We start from the raw sequence: 22730 nt of genomic DNA, 5'->3' as shown, positions 1-22730 counted from the left end.
ATAGTCGTCGTGAAATTTTCTCAATTCTTTATATCTAGGCCCATATTCGCCGGGGTTATCTCATTGATGATAACCATAGCCGGAGCGATAGCGGTGTTTCAGCTGCCGATTTCGGAATATCCCGATGTAGTGCCGCCTACCGTGATGGTAACGGCTAGCTACCCCGGTGCTAACCCTACGGTTATCGGTGACACCGTGGCTACACCTATAGAGCAGGCCATTAATGGCACTGAGGGCATGTTGTATATGTCCTCGCAAGCAAACGCGGATGGCAGTTTGTCGTTAACCGTTACCTTTGAGCTGGGCACCGATGTTGATGCCGCTCAGGTATTGGTGCAAAACCGAGTCACCCGTGCCCTGCCACGGCTGCCCCAAGAGGTGCAGCGTTTAGGGGTGGTGGTTGAAAAGTCTTCGCCGGATTTAACCATGGTAGTGCATATTACCTCGCCGGATAACAGCTATGACTCGCTATACCTAGCCAACTACGCCAGCCTAAAAGTTAAAGATGAATTGGCGCGTTTACAAGGTGTGGGCAATGTTAGGGTGTTTGGTTCTGACGATTACTCTATGCGCATATGGTTAGACCCGCAAAAAATTGCCGCCTTGAATATGACGGCCATGGATGTGGTGTCTGCCATACGTGAGCAGAACGTACAGGCCGCTGCTGGCAGCTTGGGTGCGCAACCCAGCGAGCAAAATGATTTCCAATTACTAATTAATCTCAAGGGCCGCTTAAGCACTGAGCAGGAATTTAAAGAGATAGTAATTAAGGTAGGCGAGCAGGGGCAACTAGTGCGCCTAGCGGATGTGGCCAAAGTCGAGTTGGGGGCGAAAACCTATGCCTTGCGTTCCTTGCTTAATAATAAGCAGGCGGTGGCCTTACCTATTTTCCAAAGCGCAGGTGCTAACTCTATAGAAGTGTCGGATGCAGTGCGTGCGAAAATGGCTGAGTTAAAGCCCAGCTTCCCGCAAGGTATGGACTACCGCATTGTTTATGACCCCACCGTGTTTGTGCGCGGTTCTATTGATGCGGTAGTGACAACCTTATTTGAAGCCTTGCTGCTAGTGGTAGTAGTGGTAGTGCTGTTTTTGCAAAACTGGCGCGCGGCGATTATCCCCTTAGCGGCGGTGCCGGTATCTTTAATTGGTACCTTTGCGGTGATGCATGGCATGGGCTTTTCGCTGAATGCGTTGTCATTATTTGGCTTGGTGTTGGCCATAGGCATAGTGGTTGATGATGCTATCGTGGTGGTAGAAAACGTAGAACGTAATATAGAAAAAGGTTTGTCGTCAGTCGCGGCTGCACAGCAGGCGATGAAAGAGGTCACCGGGCCGATTATTGCCACCACCTTGGTATTGGGCGCGGTGTTTATTCCTGCGGCGTTTATGTCAGGCTTAACCGGCCAGTTTTATAAACAGTTCGCCCTAACCATAGCGATCTCGACGTTTATCTCGGCGTTAAACTCGCTCACCCTAAGCCCAGCTTTGTCGGCTTTATTATTACGCAGCAAAGGCGCTCCCAAGGATGCCTTTAGCCGTTTTTTAGATAGGCTGTTACAGGGTTGGTTATTCACGCCTTTTAATCGTTTGTTTGATTGGGGTAGCCACGGCTATGCGCGGGTGATTAAAAAAATCATACGCAGTGCCGGTATTGTGATGTTGTTGTATGTGGGCCTATTACTGCTCACCGCACAGCAGTTTGCCAGCACGCCTACCGGTTATGTGCCCTCGCAAGACAAGCAGTATTTAGTGGCGTTTACCCAGCTGCCTGATGCGTCCTCTTTAGATCGCACCGAAGCGGTGATACGCGAAATGTCGCGCTTGGCCTTAGAGCACCCAGGGGTGGCAGATACCGTGGCGTTCCCCGGCCTTAATATTAATGGCTTTAGTCACAGCTCTAGCTCGGGGGTGATTTTTGTAACCTTAAAACCCTTTGCAGAGCGCAAGGGTGAGCATTTATCGGCCCAGGCGATTGCCGGCAAGTTAAATGGCCAGTTTGCCTCTATACAAGATGCCTATATGGCGATATTCCCGCCGCCACCGGTGCGGGGCATGGGGAATATAGGCGGCTTTCGTTTGCAGCTGCAGGATAAGGGTAGCTTAGGTTACGAAGCCTTGTACAAAGCGACACAAGAAGTGATTGGCAAATCTAGGCAGGTACCAGAATTGGCGGGTGCCTTTACTAGCTTTCAAGTAAATACGCCGCAAATTGATGTGGATGTTGATCGTGAAAAAGCGAAAATGCAGGGCGTTGCGGTGGATGATATTTTTTCCACTATGCAGATTTATTTAGGCTCTATGTATGTTAATGACTTTAATAAATTTGGTCGTAACTATCAGGTGAATGTACAGTCGGCAGAGAGCTTTAGGCAGCAGCCTGAGCAAATAGGCCAGTTAAAAGTGCGTAATAAGCAGGGCGATATGATCCCGTTGGCGTCTTTTATTAAGGTTAAACATTCGGCTGGCCCCGATAGGGTGATGCACTACAACGGTTTTATGACGGCGGAAATTAATGCTTCGGCAGCGCCCGGTTATAGTTCGGGGCAAGCGCAGGCGGCGATGGAAAAATTGCTGGCTGAGAACCTGCCTGCAGGGGTGGAATATGAGTGGACCGACCTAACCTACCAGCAGCAATTGGCGGGTAATACGGCGGTGTTGATATTCCCCTTAATGGTGTTGTTAGTGTTTTTGGTGTTGGCGGCGCAGTACGAAAGTTTGAGTTTGCCGCTAGCGATTATTTTAATCGTACCCATGACCTTGTTGTCAGCCATAGTCGGTGTGGTTATTTATGGCGGCGACAATAATATATTCACCCAAATAGGCTTTATCGTGTTGGTGGGTTTGGCGACTAAAAACGCTATCTTGATTGTGGAGTTTGCCCGCGAACAGGAGCTAGAAGGCAAAGGTATTGTTGAGGCTATATTAGAAGCCAGCCATCAGCGCCTACGTCCCATCTTAATGACCTCTATTGCTTTTATTATGGGGGTGTTACCGCTGGTGATTTCTACCGGTGCCGGCGCGGAAATGCGTCAGGCTATGGGGGTGGCAGTATTCTCGGGCATGATAGGGGTAACACTATTTGGCCTGTTACTGACGCCGGTGTTTTATGTGTTGGTGCGTAAATATATAGGGCGTGGGCCATTGCACAATCCATCACATGACCCCTCACATAAGCCTGCTTTAACGCAACAGCAGCCTAAGCATTCATTAACAACAGAGGTTGCTGAATAATGATTAAGCCTTCTTTTTTAGTCGCTACTGCCTTGCTGTTAACGGCCTGCGCCAGTGTCGGCCCCGACTATCAAAAGCCTGATGCACTGGCGGTGGATATGCGCATGGGTGCAGATGTTGAAACCATGGCCTATGAGCGGCAGTGGTGGCAGCGCTTCGACGACCCGGTATTAACCGAGCTGGTGCAGCAAACGCTAACGAACAATTATTCCTTGGCGGCGGCGCAGGCCAATGTCGAGCGTGCCATGGCACAGTTTGATGATGTTGATAATGACGCTACACCCACCGGCAGTTTGGATGCGCAGGTGACTAACAGCAAAGGCCAGCAGCCTGGGGTTAGCAATGAGCGGGTGTACAGTCATCGCTATCAAGCGGGTGCCAATCTGCGTTGGGCGGTAGATGTAGCGGGCAAGCTGCGCCGTGCTAGTGAGTCTGCTTATGCTAGCGCTGAAAGTGCTGAAGCCGATTTTCAGGCGCTGCGGGTGAGCTTAGTGAGCCGTTTGGCTAGCCGCTATGCTGATTATCGCGGCTTGCAAAATAAGCGGGTGGTTGCTCAGCGCAATGAAAACATACTGGCGGAAACGCTACAGTTAATAGATTTACGTTTGCAGGAAGGCTTGGCGTCAGAGTTTGAGTTGAGCCGAATTAAGGCGCAGCAAAGTGCGGTGAAAGCGGCGATAGTATTGCTAGATAGCCAGCTGCAAAAGGCGCGTTACGACTTGGCCTTGCTTAGCGGTTACCAGCCCAATCAATTGCCGGTGGACTTGTCGGTAGCTGTGGTTGTTGCCATGCCTGCATTAAATGGCCCAGTTGCCATAGGTGATGCCGACCAGCTATTACAGCGTCGCCCTGATGTGCGCGCCGCCGAGCGTCGCCTAGCCATGACCACTGCCGACATAGGGGTGGCCAAGGCAGACCTCTATCCCGCTATAAATGTTAATGGTTTTTTAGGTTTTATTACCGGCCAAAGTAGCCAGTTAAACAGTGATGCTAGAGCTTGGTCGCTAACGCCTAGTGTGAGCTGGCAGGGTTTGGATTGGGGGTCGGTGCAGGCGCGTATACGCGCTGCCAGTGCTGGCCAGCGTGAGGCTTTAGCGCGCTATCAGCAGCAGGTATTGGTGGCGGTTAATGAGGCGCAGTCTTCGCTGACGTCTTACAGTTTTAGCCAGCAGCGCTTGCAGCACTTAGCCGATCAACAGACGGCGGCCCAGCGCTCTATGGTGTTGGCCGATGCTGAGTACCGTGCGGGCTTGTCTGACTTATTGGATTTATTAGATGCCGAGCGCAGTTTATTGGATGCGCAGAGTGGTTATATTGATGGCCAGATGCAGGTAATGAAGGATCTGGTTGCGGTGTATCAGGCTTTTGGTGGTGCGCTGGGTGACGTTGCAGCGCAGCCTGGGGTTACTCTAGCTTTTTAAATGGCTTAATTATTTGCCGGTAAAGCACCATGCCTAGCTAGCGTGCTTTATCGGTCCAGCGTGCCTATATCTAAGACCGGCGAGGCATCAATATGCTGGGCGTCCATCATTCGGGCGACCCGCTGCAACGAGGAGATGATCATAGTCTGCTCCCATTCCTGTAAATCATTAAATTGGCGTGCAAACTGCTCCTGCAAGGGGATGGGTGCCTCTTTTAAGGTGTTATAGGCCTCATCAGTGAGTAGGGCATGCACTTTGCGCTTATCGGTCTTAGAGCGCTCCCTATACACCAGCTCGCGCTTTTCTAATCTATCAATAATCGTTGTTACCGTAGCCTGGCTAAGGCTCATGTCTTTGGCTATTTCGCCTATGGTGACATCCCCTTTATCCCTAATGGTCTGTAGTAGCAAAATTTGCGGCGCGGTAAGGCCGGTGGTTTTGGCCAAGTGCTTAGAGTGCAAGTCTGTTGCTCTGATTACGCGTCGTAAGGCGACAAGTACTTCTTCTATCTGATTCACGGGCTGCTCGCTATAGGCTACTGGGCTTGGGGGTAATGGGCGGATTATATAGACAATTTTGGTCTGTGACTAAAGCGGAATTACGGCCCGGGCTGATGTCGATATTTGTGGGCATAAATAGGCTCGTTTTTCGCGTTTTCGGTGAGTGCTGAGGTAGCGATTAATCGCGTTTTTCTGCCTGTGGCACTGCCTTGCCAGTGCTGCTTTTGGCTTACGGGATCAGGCGTCAACAATCTGTCTTTCCGTAGGCTGATTTTACGTCAACAATTATTTAGTGTACTATGTTTACAGCACTAAGCAATTTTGCGAGGTAAATGGCGTGCTTTTGCCGTTATTCGCAGTTCTCCTTGATTTATTCGGGAGTTTTTTATTATTAAATGCTTAGTATTGTAAATAAATTATAGTTTGGAGGCACTTTGTTTAATAAAGAAATGCTAGATAAAGAAAGGCCTGAAAGTAGCGCTATTGAATTGCGTATGCCGTCACTAGCTGACGGAGTTGCCGTTAACAGCCTGGTTGAGCGCTGCCAACCCTTAGATACCAACTCCACTTACTGCAACCTATTGCAGTGCGGACATTTTGCTAGCACCTCGGTGGCGGCAGAAAAAGACGGCGAGATAGTGGGTTTTGTTTCCGGTTATTTATTGCCCAATCGTCCTAACACCTTGTTTATTTGGCAGGTAGCCGTATCGGAAGAGGCCAGAGGCCGTGGTTTAGGCAAAAAAATGCTACAGCATATTGTTAATCGCCAGCGTGGCAGCGGTGTGAAATATATAGAAACCACCATCACCGAAGATAACGATGCCTCATGGGGCTTGTTTAAAGTTTTTGCCAAGCTGGTCAATGCGGACTTACAAGCGGTGGACTGGCTAGATGCCTTAGAGCATTTTGACGGCCAGCATGATTCCGAAACCTTGGTCAAAATCGGCCCCTTGCATTAATACGCAAGCTAGATGCTAACAGTGGTCTAGTCAGTCATAGCTGACTAGTAACCGCGATAAAAAAATTGATAAAAATGGAGTGAATATATGAGAATTTTTGAAGAAATTGAATCTGAAGTACAGAGTTATGCTAGGTCTTTTCCGCGTGTGTTTAACCGCGCTAAAGGCGAGTTTATGTGGGATGAAGATGGCAATCAGTACCTAGATTTTTTAGCGGGTGCTGGTACCTTAAATTACGGCCACAATAATTCTATATTTAAGCCCCTGTTATTGGAATATATAGAAAACGACGGCATTACCCACGGCCTGGATATGCACACCAAGGCCAAAGGTGAATTTTTACAGTCCTTTAATGATCATATTTTAAAACCCCGCGGCATGGAATACATGGTGCAGTTTACGGGGCCTACGGGTACTAATGCGGTAGAGGCTGCTATGAAAGTGGCGCGCAATGTAACGGGTCAGCAAAACATAGTGACTTTTACCAATGGCTTTCACGGCGTCAGCTTAGGTTCATTGGCAGCAACGGGTAACTCGCATCACCGTGATGCAGCGGGTGTTAGCCTCAACGGTGTGCATCGCATGCCTTACGATGGCTACTTAGGCGAAGGCATAGATACCACCGAGTATTTAGATAAAGTGCTGTCTGACTCTAGTAGCGGTATCAATTCGCCAGCTGCAGTTTTAGTTGAAGTGGTGCAGGGTGAGGGTGGTATTAATGCTGCCAGCACACAGTGGCTGAGAAACTTACAGGCAGTCTGTAGAAAGCATGGCATTTTATTAATTGTCGATGATATACAGGCAGGTTGTGGTCGCACCGGTGACTTCTTTAGTTTTGAAGAGGCAGGTATAGAGCCTGATATTATTACCTTGTCTAAATCTTTAGGCGGGTATGGTTTGCCTTTTGCGGTAGTACTGTTAAAACCTGAGCTAGATCAATGGAAACCAGGCGAGCATAACGGTACTTTTAGAGGTAATAATCTCGCTTTTGTTACTGCCAAAGCAGCCATAGAGAATTACTGGGTAGATGATGAATTTTCTGAATCGATTAAGCGCAAAGGCCGCTATGTGTCGCAGCGCTTAAATGAAATTGTGGCCAATTATGGTGAAGGTAATTTCACTACTAGAGGTCGCGGTATGTTTCAGGGCATTAACTGTGTCAATGGCGAGCTGGCTGGGAAAATTACCCGCGCCGCCTTTAAACATAATCTACTAATAGAAACTAGTGGTGCCGATGATCAGGTAGTAAAATTTTTATGCCCCTTAGTTATCAGTGATGAAAACCTTAAAAAAGGTATAGATATAGTCGAGGAGGCCATTAAGGAAGTTTGCGCTAAGGCGGGTAGCATTCCTGAAGAAAAAGTTTATTTCTCGGAGGCCAGTTAACACTATGTATACCCCGATGACATCTACACCCGAAAAAACCAAGCAGCTACATATCAATATATGGCCAGGTGAGCGGTGTTTATTACCAGTCGGTGAGGCGCCCAATTTATATAAAGTGGAGTGTGTTGCCGGTGAGGGGTATCTACGCATTATGTCAGATACGCATAGAGAGCCTTTACGTAGCGGTGATCATCTGATTATCGATGGCGGCGAGATAGCTACAGTTACTGGTAGGCGAACTATGACTATAGAGATTAAAGAGATAACGGAGGAAGAATATTTATGATAGTTAGACAATTACAAGAAGCTAAAAACTCACCACGCAGAATCGTATCGCCCGATGGTAACTGGGAAAGCACGCGCATGTTATTAAAAAGTGATGGCATGGGTTTTTCTTTTCATATCACCACTATTTATAAAGATGCTGATTTTAAAATGCATTATCAAAATCATTTGGAATCGGTGTACTGTGTTTCAGGCCGTGGTGAGGTAGAAAGCCTAGATGATGGCAAATGCTATCCTATAGAGCCGGGTACGTTATATGTGCTTAATAAACACGACAGACATGTGCTGCGCGCTTTTGAAGAAATGTCTATGGCCTGTGTATTTAACCCGCCGCTTAATGGCAACGAGGTACACAACAAAGAAGGTGCCTACGCGTTAGACGAAGAAACAGTATAAGGGGTAGTTAACAACATGGTTGATGTAGTGATGACTTGTGCCATCGCAAGCCAAGATGATGCAGTAGGAAATAGCTACAATCAGGATAATAGCTTTGCGCATAACAGCGATGATTATGCTTCTAGGGATGGTAAAAAAACGCAATTGATTGCTAGAAAAGATCCCGTTGTATACCGCGATGATTACTCGCAGGCGCCTGTAACAGAGCAACACATAAAGCATTACCAGCAGCATGGTTACATGGTGTTGGATGATGTGTTTAGCGAGCAAGAAATTGAGCGCTTGAATGCCGAGTTGCAGCAGCTCCGTGTAAGTGAGTCTATAAAAAGTGCTCGTGAAACCATTACCGAGCACAGTAGTGGTGATGTGCGCTCTATCTTTGCAGTGCACAACCATAGTGCGCTATTTAAACAGTTATCTGAAGATCCCCGTTTAGTAGATTTGGCGCGGTTTATATTAGATGACGATGTGTATATACATCAGTCGCGATTAAACTATAAGCCGGGTTATAGGGGTAAAGATTTTTACTGGCATTCAGATTTTGAAACTTGGCATGTAGAAGATGGTATGCCACGTATGCGTGCGTTGAGCATGTCTATAAGCTTAACTGAAAACTACGGCCATAACGGTCCTTTAATGTTAGTACCTGATTCGCATCAACAATATGCGGTGTGTGAAGGTTATACCCCCGACAATCATCATAGAATCTCTTTGAAAAAACAGGAGTATGGCGTGCCATCTGATGCCTGTCTAAGCACGTTGATAGACCAAGGGGATATAGCAACAGCTGTGTGTAAGCCTGGCAGTGTTATTGTTTTTGATTGTAATACCATGCACGGATCAAATAGTAATATCACCCCTTACCCACGCTCAAATGCCTTTTTTGTGTATAACGCTTTAAGCAATCAGGTGCAGAAACCCTTTTGTGATAGGCCTGCACGACCAGAATATGTTTGTACTAGAGAGGCCGTTACCGCTATCAAAACTCATAAAACAAATGCGTAGTCATAATGAATAAGACTGAAAAAAACAAGTTAATAAGTCAAGTCGAACAAAGAATTGCTTTTTTGAAGCAAGATCTAATAGAGAATGACTCTTTGTCGGTTAAAAAACAAACACAAGCAGGTGATCAAAGTGCCAGTCTAGACTTAACCATAGCTGCACCCGTAGATGAAACTGTGGATGCAGGCCATAGAAAAGAATTATCTGAATTGCTTAAAAATATTGAGTGGTTAAAAAGTGATGACGCCGGTTACTGCGAGTTATGCAACGCCACGATTCCTGTTGCTAGGTTAGAGATAGTGCCGCATATCCGGGTTTGTATTAACTGCGCAGCAAACTAACACTAACAAAGATGGTATTATATGCACACGATTGAAAAGATTGGCGGTACCTCAATGAGTGATTATTCCTCAGTGAGGGATAATATTATTTTAAATAACGAAGCCGGGGCCTATGGCCGAGTGTTTGTGGTGTCAGCCTATGGCGGCGTGACGGACTTATTGTTAGAAAGCAAAAAAACCGGCGAGCCGGGTATATTCGCGCTATTTGCCGGCGGTATGAGTGGCGATACCTGGCTACAGCGCTTTGAACAACTTAGTCAGCAGCTGCAAGATATTAACCAGCAATTATTTGGCGACACAGAGTTATTGCACGAGGCTAATGGTTTTTTGCAAACCCGTTTAGACGATGCTAAACACTGCTTATTAGATTTACAGAGCCTCTGTCAGCATGGCCACTTTTCTTTAGATTCGCACTTGCACACGGTTAGGGAAATGCTAGCCAGCCTCGGTGAGGCGCACAGTGCTTGGAATACTGCGCGCTTATTACAGCGCGATGGCGTCAATGCTTGCTTTATCGACTTAACCGGTTGGCGTGCCAATACCCATATCTCTTTAGATGAACGTATTAATTTGGCTTTTGAAGACATAGATTTCAGCCAACAACTGCCTATCGTTACCGGCTACGCGCATAGTGAGGAAGGTCTCATGTCTTCCTTTGATCGCGGTTATAGTGAAATGATTTTTAGTCGCTTAGCGGTGCTCACACATGCGTACGAAGCGGTAATACATAAAGAGTTTCACCTTAGCAGTGCCGATCCACGTTTAGTGGGCGAAGCTAATGCCGTGCCTATAGGTCGTACTAATTATGATGTGGCCGATCAGTTGGCTAACTTAGGTATGGAAGCCATACACCCTAAAGCAGCAAAAGGTTTACGACAAAACAATATTCCACTGCGGGTTAAAAACACCTTTGAACCTGAGCATACAGGCACTCTGATCACCAGTGAGTATATTAGTGATTCGCCCTGCGTAGAAATTATTGCGGGTTGCAGAGGTGTTTATGCCCTAGAGGTTTTTGATCAGGATATGGCGGGCAGTTTGCAGCGTTACGATATTGCCATTTTAGAAATTATTCAGCGTTATAAGGCGCAAGTTGTTTCTAAAGATCTCAACGCCAATACCATTACCCATTACCTTTCGACCAACTTAAAAACCGTCAAGCGTATTATTACTGCGATACAGAATACTTTTAAAGAGGCGGATATTAATCAAAGAAAGGTCGCTATTGTGTCGGTAATAGGCAGCGATATGCAAATACCCGGTATCTTAGCTAAGTCTGTACAGGCTGTTGCCAATGCCAATATTAATGTCTTATCTATACACCAGGCTATGCGGCAAGTGGATATGCAGTTTGTAGTGAATCAATGTGACTACGATGCGGCGGTAAAAAGTCTGCATGCCTCATTGGTAGAAATACATAATCATGGATTAGCTATATGTATCGCCTCTTAATTGTCTGTATTTTTTTTAGCTCTATAGCCTTCGCACAAGAAAATAATAGCGAACAAACGGATAAGGCTAAACAAGAGGTAGAGGCTTTAACTAAGCCGCTATACAACCCTTTTGTCGAACGCTATATGCTAGACGAAGTTAAGGCGCTGCGGGTAGAGCAGGCCAATACCAAGCATGAGTTGATGCAGCAAATATTAGATAGGGAGCACCGTTCAGTCGATAGGGCGGTTAGCTATGCCACTGACACCGTGACCTATTTCTTTTATTTGATTGCCGCGGCCACCTCGGTGCTAGTCGTCGTGGGCTGGACTTCGATACGCGATATTAAAGAGCGTGTACATATACTAGCCGATGAAGAAATTTCTAAATTGGTGGGTGAATACGAAAAACGTTTAGAAGGGATAGAGCGTCAGCTGCATCAAAAAACCAAACACATAGAAGAAAACCGCGATGAGATAGGCCTAACCCAAGAGATACAGGCGCTGTGGCTTAGGGCGCAACAAGACATCGCCATACCCAATAAAATCAGCACCTATGATGAGATTTTAAAATTACGGCCTAACGATTGTGAGGCCTTAACGTATAAGGCCGATGCGGTATTAGAACTGAACGAGCCACAGTGGGCTGCCAATCTCTGCCTGCAAGCCTTAAAATTTGACCCTGAAAACAGTCATGCTTTTTATCAATTGGCCTGTGCCTATACTGCTATGCAGCAGTTTGAAGAGGCGATGCGTTACTTAAATGAAGCGATTGATCGTAGCGAAAACTATCGCGACGAAATAGAGCACGACCCAGCTTTAGCATTGCTGGTAGAACATGACTTATTTAAAACAACCTTTGCACTTAATACCACAATAAAAAAGGCCGCTAGTTAATGTTAATTTCTTTTGCTCTCTGCCTATTAGGCTTTGTACTTGTGGGTGCGGCTTCGGCCTGGAAGAGTCGCGGTACCAAGCAGGACTATTATCTGGCCAGTGCCAGCGTTAAGCCTTGGTTGGTGGGTTTGTCGGCAGTGGCTACCAATAACAGTGGTTATATGTTTATAGGGGTTATTGGTTACACCTATAGCCAAGGCTTATCGGCAGTATGGTTAATGATAGGCTGGATTAGCGGTGACTTCTTGGCCTCATTATATGTGCATAAACGTTTGCGCAACGCGGCTGGCAACAATGGCGAGGTTAGTTATGCTGGTGTGCTGAGTAATTGGCATGGGCAAAACTTTGTAGGCTTGCAGCGTCTTATAGGTGTTATCTCGCTGCTGTTTTTATTAACCTATGCTGCGGCACAGTTAATGGCGGGCGGTAAGGCCTTACATGTATTACTAGGCTGGCCATTGTGGTCGGGCGCCGCCATGAGTGCTTTATTTGTTTGCATCTATTGTTATTCCGGTGGCATACGGGCATCGATATGGACTGACGCAGCACAATCCATAGTGATGATAGTGGCGATGGCGGTGTTATTAACCGCGGCGGTGAGTAGCTTGGGTGGCATACAGCCCGCGATAGAACAGTTGCACAGTGTGCCGGGTTATATGAACTGGATGCCCGAGGATTTATTGTTTCCCGGTGTGCTGGGGGCGTTACTGTTTGTTGTTGGCTGGTTGTTTGCCGGTTTATCGGTGATAGGGCAGCCCCATGTGATGGTGCGCTTTATGACCCTAAACAATAATGCCAATATGCGTCAGGCTAAAACATGGTATTACCTATGGTTTACCGCCTTTTATTGCATGGCGACGGCTGTCGGCTTGTTGGCAAAAATCTTATTAAGCGATACCGGTAACTTTGATGCTGAGTTGGCCTTGCCGACTATGGCGCAAGCCCTGTTACCGGGTGTTTGGGTGGGATTGATACTGGCGGGTATTTTTGCTGCCACTATGTCTACCGCCGACTCGCTAGTGCTGAGCTGCTCAGCTGCGCTAACTCATGATATTTTACCCGGCAACATAGAGCGGGTGAGTCTGTTGAAGCTATCGTCGGTAATAGTCACAGGCTTGGCTCTGGCCTTGGCGGTGTTTAATAAGCAGTCGGTGTTTGGCATGGTGGTCATGGCTTGGTCGGGTTTGGCCAGCGCCTTTGCGCCTTTATTATTAATGTACTGCCTAGGATTTAGGTTTAGCGAGAGGCTGGCTATAGCGGCGGTATTAATCGGCTTTAGCGTTGCCTTGCTGTGGCGCGCATTAGGCTGGCATAACTATGTGTATGAAGGTTTTCCCGGCATAGTCATGGGTATAGTGTTTTTATTGGCAGGCAACGCGATTAAACATTTGAGTGGTGAAAAGTTGCCAGAAGCCTCTGGTACCAGTCAATAGGGTTGATAAAACAGCGAGATCTAAGGCATTTAGTTTATACTCCCTGTTGGTTAATGCCTTGATACCCTGCTGGAGATAGCCTTTGAAGCTCTACTTTAATCTTGAAGATGTCAGCCAAGTCTTTGTTGGTTCGTTTGTGTTAGCGGTGCCTATTTCTTTTTCGGAGGAGGCTTGGTCGTTAAGCAAAACCTTACCCATGGCTAATATCGCCCTGTTATTTTCTCTGTCTATCATCTTCTTGGCCTTCTTTGCCTACGAAGGCGTGTTCCAAAGCAATGTAAAATACCGAATGCCGGTGTATGTGGCACGTATCGTTATTGCCTATGTTATATCTATGTTGGTAGTGGCCTTAGTGCTATTGGCCTTGGACAAGTTACCTATATTGACAGAGCCCATAGTGGCGCTCAAGCGGCTAATTATCATTGCTATGCCCGCCTCTATGGGCGCTATAGTGGTTGATGGCTTCGATAAAGAATAATGCGCTAGGGGGGCTGCTAGCCCCTGCCTTTCAAAATAGTTTGCTCGCATATTTATACTATTTTTTATAATTAATTTTTATAAATTCTTCCTATTGAAATCATATTTCCTGTCCATAGTTATTGATTGCCGGCTAGGTTCTTAGCGAGCGGGTGCGGTAACTAGCTGAAACACAGCTGTTTATTTTTGTTGATTCTTAAGGAGAATATAGATGAACACAGTTGATTTAACCCCACTGTATCGCAGCAGTATAGGCTTCGATAGATTGGCTAATTTATTAGATAATATGCTACGTGCTGATACCGTTAGCCCTAACTATCCACCCTATAATATCGAAGCACTGGAAGATAACCATTACGCCATTACCTTGGCTGTATCGGGCTTTACCGAGCAAGAGCTAGATATAAATGTGGAAAAAGGCGTGCTTAGTGTACGCGGAGAAAAAACCAATGCCGAGCAGCACAATTACCTGTATCAAGGCATAGCCAACCGCAGCTTTGAGCGTAAGTTTAATTTAGATGATCAGGTAGAGGTGGTGGATGCCAGTCTTGATAATGGCCTGTTAAGTATTAGCTTGGTTAAGGAAATACCCGAAGCGATGAAACCTAAAACCATAGCTATTACTAAAGGTGGCAATGTTTTAGAGCATAAGGAGGCAAACAAGCCTGACGCTAAAGACGAGCAGGCTGCATAGCGTAAAGCTGGGCTGCCGGTAGCGGTAAGGCTCTGCCGGCAGCCTTGGATGTTAGCAATACTTCATTGCTTAAGTGTATGAGGTATTGCTGATGAATACTGAAAAACATTCAACCTGAGAAAAGCTCAATCCTTGGCATTGGTTTAAACACGGAAATGATGAGGATAAACAGCAGCGCGCAGACTATTACTTCGACACAGCGGGTAGATAACTCAGCTATGGTGGTAGTTCAGCAAGATCGACAAGTCGTGATTACAATTTCAAAAAACTATCATAAGCCATGACATAGGCACATAATGATTTGCCGAAATGGCATTAGCTGCCATGATTAACAGGTTCATTTTGCTATTAGGAAGCGGTATGGAGTTTAAAGATTACTATAAGATTCTCGGGGTTAAAGACGATGCCGATGCCAAAACTATAAAAACAGCCTATAGAAAGTTGGCACGCCAGTATCATCCTGATATGAACCCCGATAAGGGCGCAGAAGATAAATTTAAGGAAGCTGCAGAAGCCTATGAAGTATTAAAAGACGATAAGCGCCGTGCCGAATTCGATGAGCTGCGCAAATACGGTAGCCAAAGCGGCGGCTTTACGCCACCACCGGGCTGGCAAGGTACTAACGGAAGCTACGAGCAGGGTGGGGATTATTCAGACTTTTTCAATTCCATGTTTGGCGGCAGCCATGGGTTTTCTCAAGCGCGCCAGCGCTCCGTAAGAGGGCAGGATGTGGAAATAGAAATACCTATCTTTTTGGAAGAAATTCTGCAAAGCACCGTTAAAACGGTAGAGTATCAGCTACAGGGTGCAGCCAATAAGAAGCATTTAAAAGTCACCATCCCACAAGGGGTCGCTGATGGTGAACGCATACGGGTAAAAGGCCAAGGTGGCGCAGGTCACGGCCAAGGCGGTGCAGGTGATTTATATTTGCATATACGCCTAGTGCCGCATCCGTTGTTTGATGTGCAAGGTCATGATCTTATGCTGACCCTGCCTTTGGCGCCTTGGGAGGCGGCACTAGGTACCAAGGTTCAGTTACCCACCTTGCAAGGCTCGGTGAATGTCACTATAGCGCCTAATACATCGGCCGGTAAAAAGCTGCGTATTAAAGGTAAGGGCTTAAAAAGTAAGGCGGGAGCAGGGCAGGAGACCGGCGATCTCTATGCCGTGGTTAAAATTGTTATACCCGCCAGTAATGATGAAAAAACCACCGCGCTGTGGCAGCAGTTAGCCAGCAGTACTAGCTTTGATCCCAGAGTTGAATGGAGCAAATAGCATGGTTGAAATTACCTTACACTTATCCATCAACGAATTGTGCCAGCTGGAATGTATAGAGCGCGACATGATTTTAGATATCGTCGAGTATGGCATAGCCGAACCCATAGCAGGGCATAGCAGCGCCGACTGGCTGTTTGAAGCCAGCACGGTACACTGGATAAAAAAAGCCGCCCGCCTACAAAGAGATTTAGATATAGACTGGGTGGCAGTCGCTTTGGTCATTGACTTGATGCAGCAAAAAGAAGATCTGCAACAAGAAAATCGCCGCTATCGCCACCAATTAAAACGCTTTATAGAAAAGTGATAGCTTAATAGAATAATTGACCAGTAGCTGTTAATCGTGAGAGCGAGAAGGTGTGTCTTTTTATAGCATTCTATATATCTAAAATCACTGTGTTAGTAATGGGCGATATACCGTGCTAACTATGTGACTTTACTGTAACACTGGGGGCGCTGGCATGTGCTTAGCAGTCTTTAAAAAATTATTTAAACCCGTAATCTAATACATATAAAAGGGGGTGCAAGTCCCTCTATAGAGTACTAAAATGTTTGTGTAACTCATGTGTAACCTATCTAAAGAATGACCCTATATTGCAATAATACAGTGCCTTAGTAATACTATAATCACGCTTACTAACAGCGTTTCACTATAAGGGCTTACGTCATTAATAAAAAACAAGCTAATAAATTACTCGTCGGTGCGCTAGAATTATGTGACCTTCCGGAGCTAGGCGTCGTCAAATTACAAATGAGAGTCGATACCGGTGCTACAACCTCATCATTGCATGTAGATAATATTGAAGAATTTAGCACAGACGGTAAGCGTTATGTGAAATTTGATATACATCCAGATGTACACAATGTTGAGAAAGTTGTTTCGAAGACATTGCCATTAAGTGGGAAAAAAGTAGTGAAAAGTTCGTCGGCGGATACAGAAAAGCGTGTAGTGATTAAAACCGCTATTAATTTAGGCGGTAAAACGTGGAATATTAAGTTAACATTAACCGATAGATCATCCATGACTAGCTTAATGTTGTTAGGCCGTGAAGCGATGAAAAATAGAATTTTGGTAGATCCCGGTGAAGAGTTTATTCTGTCCTAAGCTGAGTAAGCCTTGTTTGTACTGGTATCATGAACATTAAACAAATATTTTCTAGGAGTAGTTGTTATGAAACTTGCGATATTATCTTGTGGCCCTAAATCTTACAGCACCAGGCGTCTTAAAGAGGCGGCATTACAACGCGGCCATGATGTTAAGGTGCTAGACACACTCAAATTTGCCATTGATTTACAGCAAGGCGTGCCCGATCTTTATTTTCGCCAAAAACCATTGAGCCACTACGATGCGGTGTTGCCGCGTATCGGTGCGTCTATTACCTATTATGGTACTGCTGTGGTGCGGCAGTTTCAGGAGATGGATGTGTTTTGCGCCAATACGGCCCACGGTATCAATAACTCTAGGGATAAACTTCGCAGTTTGCAAATACTGAGTCGGCATCATATTGGTATTCCTCAAACTACCTTTGTGCGTGATAAACGCGATGTTTTACCTGCTATTGAGCGCGTAGGTGGTGCCCCTGTTGTTATTAAACTGATAGAAGGTACTCAAGGCATAGGCGTTTTATTAGCCGAGTCAGTAAAAGCTGCAGAATCAATTGTTGAGTTACTACAGAGCCAAAAACAGAATGTGTTAATACAAAAGTTTGTGGCGGAAAGCAAAGGCAAAGATATTAGAGCCTTTGTTGTGGGTGATCGTGTGGTTGCGGCCATGCGCCGAGTTGCACAAGGTCAGGAGTTTCGCAGTAATGTTCATAGAGGTGGTGTAGCCGAAGCGGTAGATCTTTCCCCCGAATATATAGAAACAGCGGTTAGAGCCGCGCAAATACTGGGCCTGCAAGTTGCAGGTGTGGATATGCTTGAGGGCGCGAATGGCCCTCAAATAATGGAAGTTAATTCCTCACCTGGCTTGGAAGGTATAGAAACGTGTACCGGCCTAGATGTAGCCGGTGCGGTTATCGATTACATAGCTGCGCAGGTAGATTTTCCAGAGATTGATGTTCGACAGCGTCTGACCGTTAGCAAAGGTTATGGTGTAAGCGAAATTTATATACCCGAAGGTTCTAAATTTGTTGGCAGCACTATTCAGGGCACCAACTTACGAGAGCAAGATATTAACGTGCTCACCTTATACCGCGGAGCAAAGGTTATTCCAAATCCTAAGGCGGAGCGTGTGCTAGAGCCTAATGACAAGCTACTCTGTTTTGGTAAGTTGGAGTCCATGCGTGGCATGGTACCAGCAAAAACGCGTCGTCGTCGCAATCCTGAAATTACAGATTTACCGTCGGATGTGAAGCCGTCCGTGTAGCTAGTGCCTATGGTCATTAGGGGGGGCGTGGTTTACAAATTATGATTCAATTTTTTGGCTGTCAGATAACGGGGTTTTAGTGTGAAATGTTGCCCCGATATTGTTAGCTGTTACTTTCTCTGATATTAAAGCGGTGTGTTAGCCGCTATCCTCACCTTATCTTAATTGCCGCTATACCAGTGGTGTGAATTCCTATCGTTTGCAATTGATGTTCAAACAAAATTATATTGTCTATTTAGCCGCGCTGGTGCCATTACAGAGTTTACGCAGCAAAGCTTAGCGGCTATGGGTAAAGATCTTATGATACTATTAAATATCCATAATATTAGGGGAGGTATCATTGAAGACAATAAGTTATAAAGGCCGCGTGGTTTTTAAAAAAATGCCTATGCCTAGCTTTAAACGTATAGCCCGTGAATATTATGAGAATGAAGCCTGTTTCGCTTTTATCACTCAAGGCGAATATAAAGTGAGGGATCAAAACTCGCTACTGGATATAAACCGGGAAACCGCTTTGTTAGCAAAATGTACCAATTATTTTTATGAAAGTAATGTGTACCCTATGGCGTCGGAACCGGAGGGGGAAGTTATAGGCGTATTTCTTTACCCTGATATTTATCAGCAACTTTTCAATTTTGATCTTACTCGCTCTACCCACAACACTACCTTTAATCTTAAGCAGTTTGCGGTAGATGGATTGCTAGCGCATTACCGGGATAGCATTAATATTTTGTTGGATGAGCCTGAGATAGCCGATGAAATGCTAGTGGAAAATAAGTTGCGAGAGTTTGTTATTTTAATGACGAAAAAGCTTGGCGCGCCTTCCGAAATTGACTTTCTTGCTTCTATGTTCAAGCCCCATTTCGCTAAATTTGAAGAAGTTATACAGCAAAATTTATATGCCGACCTGAGTTTGGATGAACTGGCGAAACTGTGCCATATGAGTTTATCCACCTTTAAACGAAAATTCAGTGAGGTTTATACTGAAAGCCCAAAAAAATATATCACCCGCTTGAAAATAGATAAAGCATTGCCTTTATTAAAACAGCAAGATCTACGTATTTCAGAGATTGTTTTTCAAACCGGTTTCGATTCCGTATCTACGTTTAACCGCGCGTTTAAGGCGCAAACAGGAAAAACACCCAGCCAGTACCGCTTGGGCTAACTTGCCTTGATGTTGAACGTTTTTGCGGGGCGGCTGACTAAGCTATGGATTATTATAATTGATAATGACCCGTTATCGATAAGGTATTAATAGGTATGACTAAAGCCCCGCAGTACACCCCCCCAAAGTATGGACTTGGCAGAAGGAAAACGGTGGCACCTTTGCCAGCACTAACCGACCTGTGGCTGGCGCCACCCACGAGCAGCCCTTACCGGAGGGTAAGCACCCTCTACAGCTATACTCTATGGCAACACCCAATGGTGTAAAAGTTACCGTGTTGTTAGAGGAGTTATTAGCGCTGGGGCATCGCGGGGCAGAATACGATGCCTGGCTGGTTGATATTTCAACAGGGGCACAATTTGGTAGTGGTTTTATAGAGGTCAATCCCAACTCAAAAATACCCGCACTACTAGACAGAAGCGCAAAAGAGCCTATACGCGTATTTGAATCCGGGGCGATTCTGGTTTACCTAGCGGAAAAATTTAATGCTTTACTGCCGCAAAGCCCAGCCGAAAGAGCGGAGTGTATGTCGTGGTTGTTTTGGCAAATGGGTAGCGCGCCTTTTCTTGGTGGAGGCTTTGGTCACTTCTATGCCTACGCGCCAGAAAAATTGGAATACCCAATTAATCGCTACGCCATGGAAGTAAAACGACAATTAGATGTGTTGGATAGAAACCTAGCGTCAAGGTCGTACCTTTGTGGCGAGGACTATACGATAGCGGATATTGCCAACTATGCATGGTATGGCGTATTGGTAGAAGGCAAACTCTATGAGGCAGCTGAATTTTTAGATGTGAAATCTTACTCTAATGTACTGCGCTGGGCTGAAGACATTGCCGCACGGCCTGCGGTGCAACGAGGCCGCAGAGTCAATCGTGTTTGGGGCGATGAGGCTGAGCAATTGGCCGAGCGCCACGACGCTAGCGATTTAGGCTAATGTCGGATTAGACCAAACGCTGTAACAATTACTATCAGGAGATAAATATGTCAATAACCTTGGCCTTTGATGTGTATGGCACATTGATTGATACACAAGGCGTGCTTACTGCTCTCGAAACTGTGGTAGCGGGTGACGCTACAACGTTTTCAAATACCTGGCGTGAAAAGCAATTGGAATATACCTTTCGCCGTGGCTTAATGCAGCACTATGTAGATTTTGCCACCTGTACCCGCCAAGCCTTGGATTATACCTGTGCATTTTATGGCGAGGAGCTAAGTGCGCAGCAAAAAAAACTACTACTTAACAGCTACCAAACTCTACCAGCCTTTGATGATGTGCAAGAGGGCTTGGCCCGTTTAAAGAAAAAAAATGCTACGCTTTATGCCTTTTCTAATGGCAGTAAACAGGCTGTAGAGCAGTTGCTAGATAACGCTGGCATAGGCCATTTTTTTGCAGGGGTTGTTAGCTGTAACGAGATCCAGTCCTTTAAACCCAATCCCGCGGTGTACAGTTATTTTTTACGGCAAGCTAGCAGCTACAACAATGCAACATGGTTAATTTCTAGTAATCCCTTTGATGTTATAGGTGCTATCTCCTCGGGTTGGCGCGCGGCCTGGCTGCAAAGAAGTACTGCTGCCGTATTTGACCCCTGGGACATACCGCCAACAGCAACAGTGAGCAGTCTTATAGGCTTGTGCGAGGTACTAGATTAATAGATCTGCGAATACCCGTACGTTGATCACATAAGAATTTTTTAACTATCTCGTTAGCCTATTCCCCATGGCGGCTTTTATTTTAATAACGGCCGCTCATTTCTTTGAGCCAATACGCTCAAGCATTGACCCTATTTGCCGAGCGATAAAGGCCTCAATCTATATAATGTACTTATCAGTTAATCACTGAAGCAATTAACCATACTCTTATTAGGAGAGCATATATGAGCCAATTTACCCTACACGATTTAGATTCAGCGCCAGCAGCTAGCAAGCCTTTGTTGGAACGTTCACAAAAAGCCTACGGCATGATTCCCAATCTTCACGCGGTATTGGCAGAATCCCCCGAGACCTTGGAGGCGTATCAAACCTTGCATGAGTTATTTGCAAACTCGTCATTTAATGCCGAAGAGCTTACCGTGGTATGGCAAACTATTAATGTAGAGCATGCTTGCGGCTACTGTGTACCTGCTCACGCCGGCATTGCTCACTCCATGAAGGTAGATCCGGCTTTAACCGAGGCCCTGCGTAACAAACAGCCCATGCCTACAGAAAAGTTACAGGTATTACATAACACGACGCTGAGCATAGTGCGCGACCGTGGTCATATCTCGGCAGTAGAGGTAGAGGCATTTTTTGCTGCCGGCTATGGCAAGCAGCAGTTATTGGAAATAGTGTTGGGGCTGTCACAAAAAGTAATTAGTAATTACACCAATCATATAGCTAAAACGCCGGTAGACAAAATGTTTGAAAAATTTGCTTGGTAAAATATTGAGCATAGCCATGTGTTGTAGTCATGGCCTTTGTTGTTACTGGCATGATGATGTGCAGAGCGTTAGTGTGACAAAGCTCGTTTGGAAAAGTGTGGGAATGGAATTTTTGTCATATTGATAAGTAGCATTAATAAACAAGTGCTAATAGCCACAAGGGGAACATAGTCGGCTAGGTAAAGCTTTAAATTTTCTCTATGACTTGCTTGCTGGGCTGGTATTGCTAGCGTCGCCGATAGTCGGAAAGTTGAATGATGTTATTGCTTTGTTTAGGGGTGTTCTCTTCGGCCTGCGCAGTAGGCGATGAGCCCGACAATAGCGCTAACATAGCTTGTTGTGGCCAAACACACTCTTTACGCCCCTTAACATTGCAGGGCCTGTCCGCTAGCCAAACAGCTGTTTTATAAGCGCTAACCGCTTCCACCGTGACGTTATCAAAGCGCAGCATATGTTCAATGTCGCCAGCCATTTGATTCATAGTGCCTTGTACAGAGCGGTTACAACTGGTATCGAACTGGCAAGGGGCGAGTAGTGCCGCAGCAGCGTCTAGTTGTTGTTGATTGGCTCCCAGTTTCAATAAGGTGTTCATCACCGCATCCTCAAAAAGCCAATTGAAATTAGCAAAGTCATCTTTTAGTAAGCCTTTAATAAATAGCGGAAAACGGGTGGCATCGTGTACTAGCAGTACGCAGTTGCGTCGCTGCAGGGTGATTAGGTTAGCGTGCCAGCCGCTGAGTGGGTTAGGATCAACACAAAGTGACCCATGTTGGGGTGCTGTTTTATTCACCAGTAAGCCCTGCTCATCTAAGGGCAGCTTAGCGTAAAGTTTTTTGGTGCTATGTATGGTGATCATGGTAAGAGTATCGATATGTGAAATTAAAAGCGCTGCTATAGTCTGTTAAGTTAGCTTATTTTCATGGGTTATTAAACTTTAGGTGGGATTAGCTGGGGGGATTTTACTCGGCATATCCATGTGCCTCGCCCTACGGGCAGCCTGCGGCTGTGTAAAACTGCTCCTGCTAGGTGGTTCTGCATGCCACCATTCCG

Annotated in this window: 22 protein-coding genes and 2 pseudogenes; 22 read left to right on the top strand and 2 right to left on the bottom strand. The window is 45.8% G+C overall.

All coding sequences use genetic code 11. The features are described from left to right. The first annotated feature begins 9 nt into the window (after positions 1–9). Complete coding sequence (locus B067_RS20600; RefSeq protein ID WP_083921430.1) at positions 10–3231, top strand: efflux RND transporter permease subunit; 3222 nt, start codon at positions 10–12, stop codon at positions 3229–3231. Next, positions 3231–4652 (top strand): efflux transporter outer membrane subunit, encoded by a 1422-nt coding sequence (locus B067_RS20595; RefSeq protein WP_019530815.1) that lies wholly within the window; start codon positions 3231–3233, stop codon positions 4650–4652. The genes B067_RS20600 and B067_RS20595 overlap by 1 nt, the downstream gene beginning before the upstream one ends. Positions 4653–4699: 47 nt before the next feature. On the opposite strand, the gene B067_RS0114525 is transcribed toward B067_RS20595, so the two are convergent. Continuing rightward, complete coding sequence (locus tag B067_RS0114525) at positions 4700–5170, bottom strand: MarR family winged helix-turn-helix transcriptional regulator (RefSeq protein WP_019530814.1); 471 nt, start codon at positions 5168–5170, stop codon at positions 4700–4702. A 416-nt stretch (positions 5171–5586) separates the two neighbouring features. Between B067_RS0114525 and ectA the strand changes: the two genes are divergently transcribed. From ectA to B067_RS0114425, 20 genes and pseudogenes are all read left to right on the top strand, one after another. Next, the gene (ectA, locus tag B067_RS0114520) at positions 5587–6111 is read left to right on the top strand and encodes a diaminobutyrate acetyltransferase (protein WP_019530813.1); all 525 of its coding nucleotides are present in this window, start codon (positions 5587–5589) and stop codon (positions 6109–6111) included. 87 nt (positions 6112–6198) lie between these two features. Next, positions 6199–7497 carry a diaminobutyrate--2-oxoglutarate transaminase gene (ectB, locus tag B067_RS0114515; protein WP_019530812.1) on the top strand — a complete coding sequence of 433 codons (1299 nt, stop codon included), beginning with the start codon at positions 6199–6201 and terminating at the stop codon, positions 7495–7497. 16 nt (positions 7498–7513) lie between these two features. Then, positions 7514–7783 (top strand): hypothetical protein, encoded by a 270-nt coding sequence (locus tag B067_RS0114510; protein WP_019530811.1) that lies wholly within the window; start codon positions 7514–7516, stop codon positions 7781–7783. After that, on the top strand, positions 7780–8178 hold the full coding sequence (locus B067_RS0114505; protein WP_019530810.1) for an ectoine synthase: 399 nt from the start codon (positions 7780–7782) through the stop codon (positions 8176–8178). Before B067_RS0114510 ends, B067_RS0114505 begins: the two co-directional genes overlap by 4 nt. Positions 8179–8193: 15 nt before the next feature. Next, positions 8194–9183, top strand: a complete 990-nt coding sequence (gene thpD, locus B067_RS0114500) for an ectoine hydroxylase (RefSeq protein ID WP_019530809.1) — start codon at positions 8194–8196, stop codon at positions 9181–9183. A gap of 62 nt (positions 9184–9245) precedes the next feature. Then, positions 9246–9521: a TraR/DksA family transcriptional regulator gene (locus B067_RS0114495; protein ID WP_169335581.1), complete on the top strand. Its 276-nt coding sequence runs from the start codon at positions 9246–9248 to the stop codon at positions 9519–9521. Between the two features lie 21 nt (positions 9522–9542). Further along, the gene (locus tag B067_RS0114490; protein ID WP_026244682.1) at positions 9543–10973 is read left to right on the top strand and encodes an aspartate kinase; all 1431 of its coding nucleotides are present in this window, start codon (positions 9543–9545) and stop codon (positions 10971–10973) included. Then, positions 10958–11848: a TPR end-of-group domain-containing protein gene (locus tag B067_RS0114485; protein ID WP_019530806.1), complete on the top strand. Its 891-nt coding sequence runs from the start codon at positions 10958–10960 to the stop codon at positions 11846–11848. The genes B067_RS0114490 and B067_RS0114485 overlap by 16 nt, the downstream gene beginning before the upstream one ends. Then, a complete protein-coding gene (locus B067_RS0114480) occupies positions 11848–13281 on the top strand; it encodes a sodium/proline symporter (protein WP_019530805.1) in 1434 nt (477 codons plus the stop codon). The genes B067_RS0114485 and B067_RS0114480 overlap by 1 nt, the downstream gene beginning before the upstream one ends. Positions 13282–13363: 82 nt before the next feature. Then, entirely contained in the window at positions 13364–13759 is a 396-nt protein-coding gene (locus tag B067_RS0114475) for a DUF2391 family protein (RefSeq protein WP_019530804.1), read from the top strand. 210 nt (positions 13760–13969) lie between these two features. Then, a complete protein-coding gene (locus tag B067_RS0114470; RefSeq protein WP_019530803.1) occupies positions 13970–14452 on the top strand; it encodes an Hsp20 family protein in 483 nt (160 codons plus the stop codon). 360 nt (positions 14453–14812) lie between these two features. Beyond that, complete coding sequence (locus tag B067_RS0114465; RefSeq protein ID WP_026244681.1) at positions 14813–15727, top strand: DnaJ C-terminal domain-containing protein; 915 nt, start codon at positions 14813–14815, stop codon at positions 15725–15727. 1 nt (position 15728) lies between these two features. Beyond that, positions 15729–16034 (top strand): chaperone modulator CbpM, encoded by a 306-nt coding sequence (locus tag B067_RS0114460; protein ID WP_019530801.1) that lies wholly within the window; start codon positions 15729–15731, stop codon positions 16032–16034. Positions 16035–16379: 345 nt separating this feature from the next. Next, positions 16380–16832 carry an ATP-dependent zinc protease family protein gene (locus B067_RS0114455; protein ID WP_205619988.1) on the top strand — a complete coding sequence of 151 codons (453 nt, stop codon included), beginning with the start codon at positions 16380–16382 and terminating at the stop codon, positions 16830–16832. Positions 16833–16898: 66 nt separating this feature from the next. Next, a pseudogene (gene rimK / locus B067_RS0114450) lies at positions 16899–17822 on the top strand (30S ribosomal protein S6--L-glutamate ligase); the annotation flags it as partial. Next, on the top strand, positions 17799–18095 hold the full coding sequence (locus tag B067_RS22170; RefSeq protein WP_420806534.1) for a cation:proton antiporter regulatory subunit: 297 nt from the start codon (positions 17799–17801) through the stop codon (positions 18093–18095). The pseudogene rimK and the gene B067_RS22170, both read left to right, overlap by 24 nt. Positions 18096–18435: 340 nt before the next feature. Continuing rightward, entirely contained in the window at positions 18436–19260 is an 825-nt protein-coding gene (locus B067_RS0114440; protein ID WP_205619983.1) for a helix-turn-helix domain-containing protein, read from the top strand. A gap of 118 nt (positions 19261–19378) precedes the next feature. Then, a pseudogene (gene yghU, locus B067_RS20590) lies at positions 19379–20197 on the top strand (glutathione-dependent disulfide-bond oxidoreductase); the annotation flags it as partial. 47 nt (positions 20198–20244) lie between these two features. Continuing rightward, entirely contained in the window at positions 20245–20913 is a 669-nt protein-coding gene (locus B067_RS0114430; RefSeq protein WP_019530795.1) for a haloacid dehalogenase type II, read from the top strand. Positions 20914–21137: 224 nt separating this feature from the next. Next, entirely contained in the window at positions 21138–21680 is a 543-nt protein-coding gene (locus tag B067_RS0114425; protein WP_019530794.1) for a carboxymuconolactone decarboxylase family protein, read from the top strand. A gap of 226 nt (positions 21681–21906) precedes the next feature. Here the strand turns inward: B067_RS0114425 and B067_RS21960 are convergent, their stop codons facing one another. Then, the gene (locus B067_RS21960) at positions 21907–22536 is read right to left on the bottom strand and encodes a DUF6933 domain-containing protein (protein WP_019530793.1); all 630 of its coding nucleotides are present in this window, start codon (positions 22534–22536) and stop codon (positions 21907–21909) included. Positions 22537–22730 lie beyond the last annotated feature (194 nt).

Source organism: Dasania marina DSM 21967, from assembly GCF_000373485.1.
GTDB classification, from domain to species: Bacteria; Pseudomonadota; Gammaproteobacteria; order Pseudomonadales; family Dasaniaceae; genus Dasania; species Dasania marina.
The sequence above is the reverse complement of the archived record's forward strand: the minus strand, read 5'-3'. Positions and strand labels throughout refer to the sequence as shown.

Coding starts and splice junctions, on each gene's coding strand:
- B067_RS20595 (WP_019530815.1), top strand. CDS start 3,231: ATGATTAAGCCTTCTTTTTTAGTCGCTACTGCCTTGCTGTTAACGGCC.
- ectB (WP_019530812.1), top strand. CDS start 6,199: ATGAGAATTTTTGAAGAAATTGAATCTGAAGTACAGAGTTATGCTAGG.
- B067_RS0114510 (WP_019530811.1), top strand. CDS start 7,514: ATGACATCTACACCCGAAAAAACCAAGCAGCTACATATCAATATATGG.
- B067_RS0114505 (WP_019530810.1), top strand. CDS start 7,780: ATGATAGTTAGACAATTACAAGAAGCTAAAAACTCACCACGCAGAATC.
- thpD (WP_019530809.1), top strand. CDS start 8,194: ATGGTTGATGTAGTGATGACTTGTGCCATCGCAAGCCAAGATGATGCA.
- B067_RS0114490 (WP_026244682.1), top strand. CDS start 9,543: ATGCACACGATTGAAAAGATTGGCGGTACCTCAATGAGTGATTATTCC.
- B067_RS0114485 (WP_019530806.1), top strand. CDS start 10,958: ATGTATCGCCTCTTAATTGTCTGTATTTTTTTTAGCTCTATAGCCTTC.
- B067_RS0114480 (WP_019530805.1), top strand. CDS start 11,848: ATGTTAATTTCTTTTGCTCTCTGCCTATTAGGCTTTGTACTTGTGGGT.
- B067_RS0114470 (WP_019530803.1), top strand. CDS start 13,970: ATGAACACAGTTGATTTAACCCCACTGTATCGCAGCAGTATAGGCTTC.
- B067_RS0114465 (WP_026244681.1), top strand. CDS start 14,813: ATGGAGTTTAAAGATTACTATAAGATTCTCGGGGTTAAAGACGATGCC.
- B067_RS0114460 (WP_019530801.1), top strand. CDS start 15,729: ATGGTTGAAATTACCTTACACTTATCCATCAACGAATTGTGCCAGCTG.
- B067_RS0114430 (WP_019530795.1), top strand. CDS start 20,245: ATGTCAATAACCTTGGCCTTTGATGTGTATGGCACATTGATTGATACA.
- B067_RS0114425 (WP_019530794.1), top strand. CDS start 21,138: ATGAGCCAATTTACCCTACACGATTTAGATTCAGCGCCAGCAGCTAGC.
- B067_RS21960 (WP_019530793.1), bottom strand. CDS start 22,536: ATGATCACCATACATAGCACCAAAAAACTTTACGCTAAGCTGCCCTTA.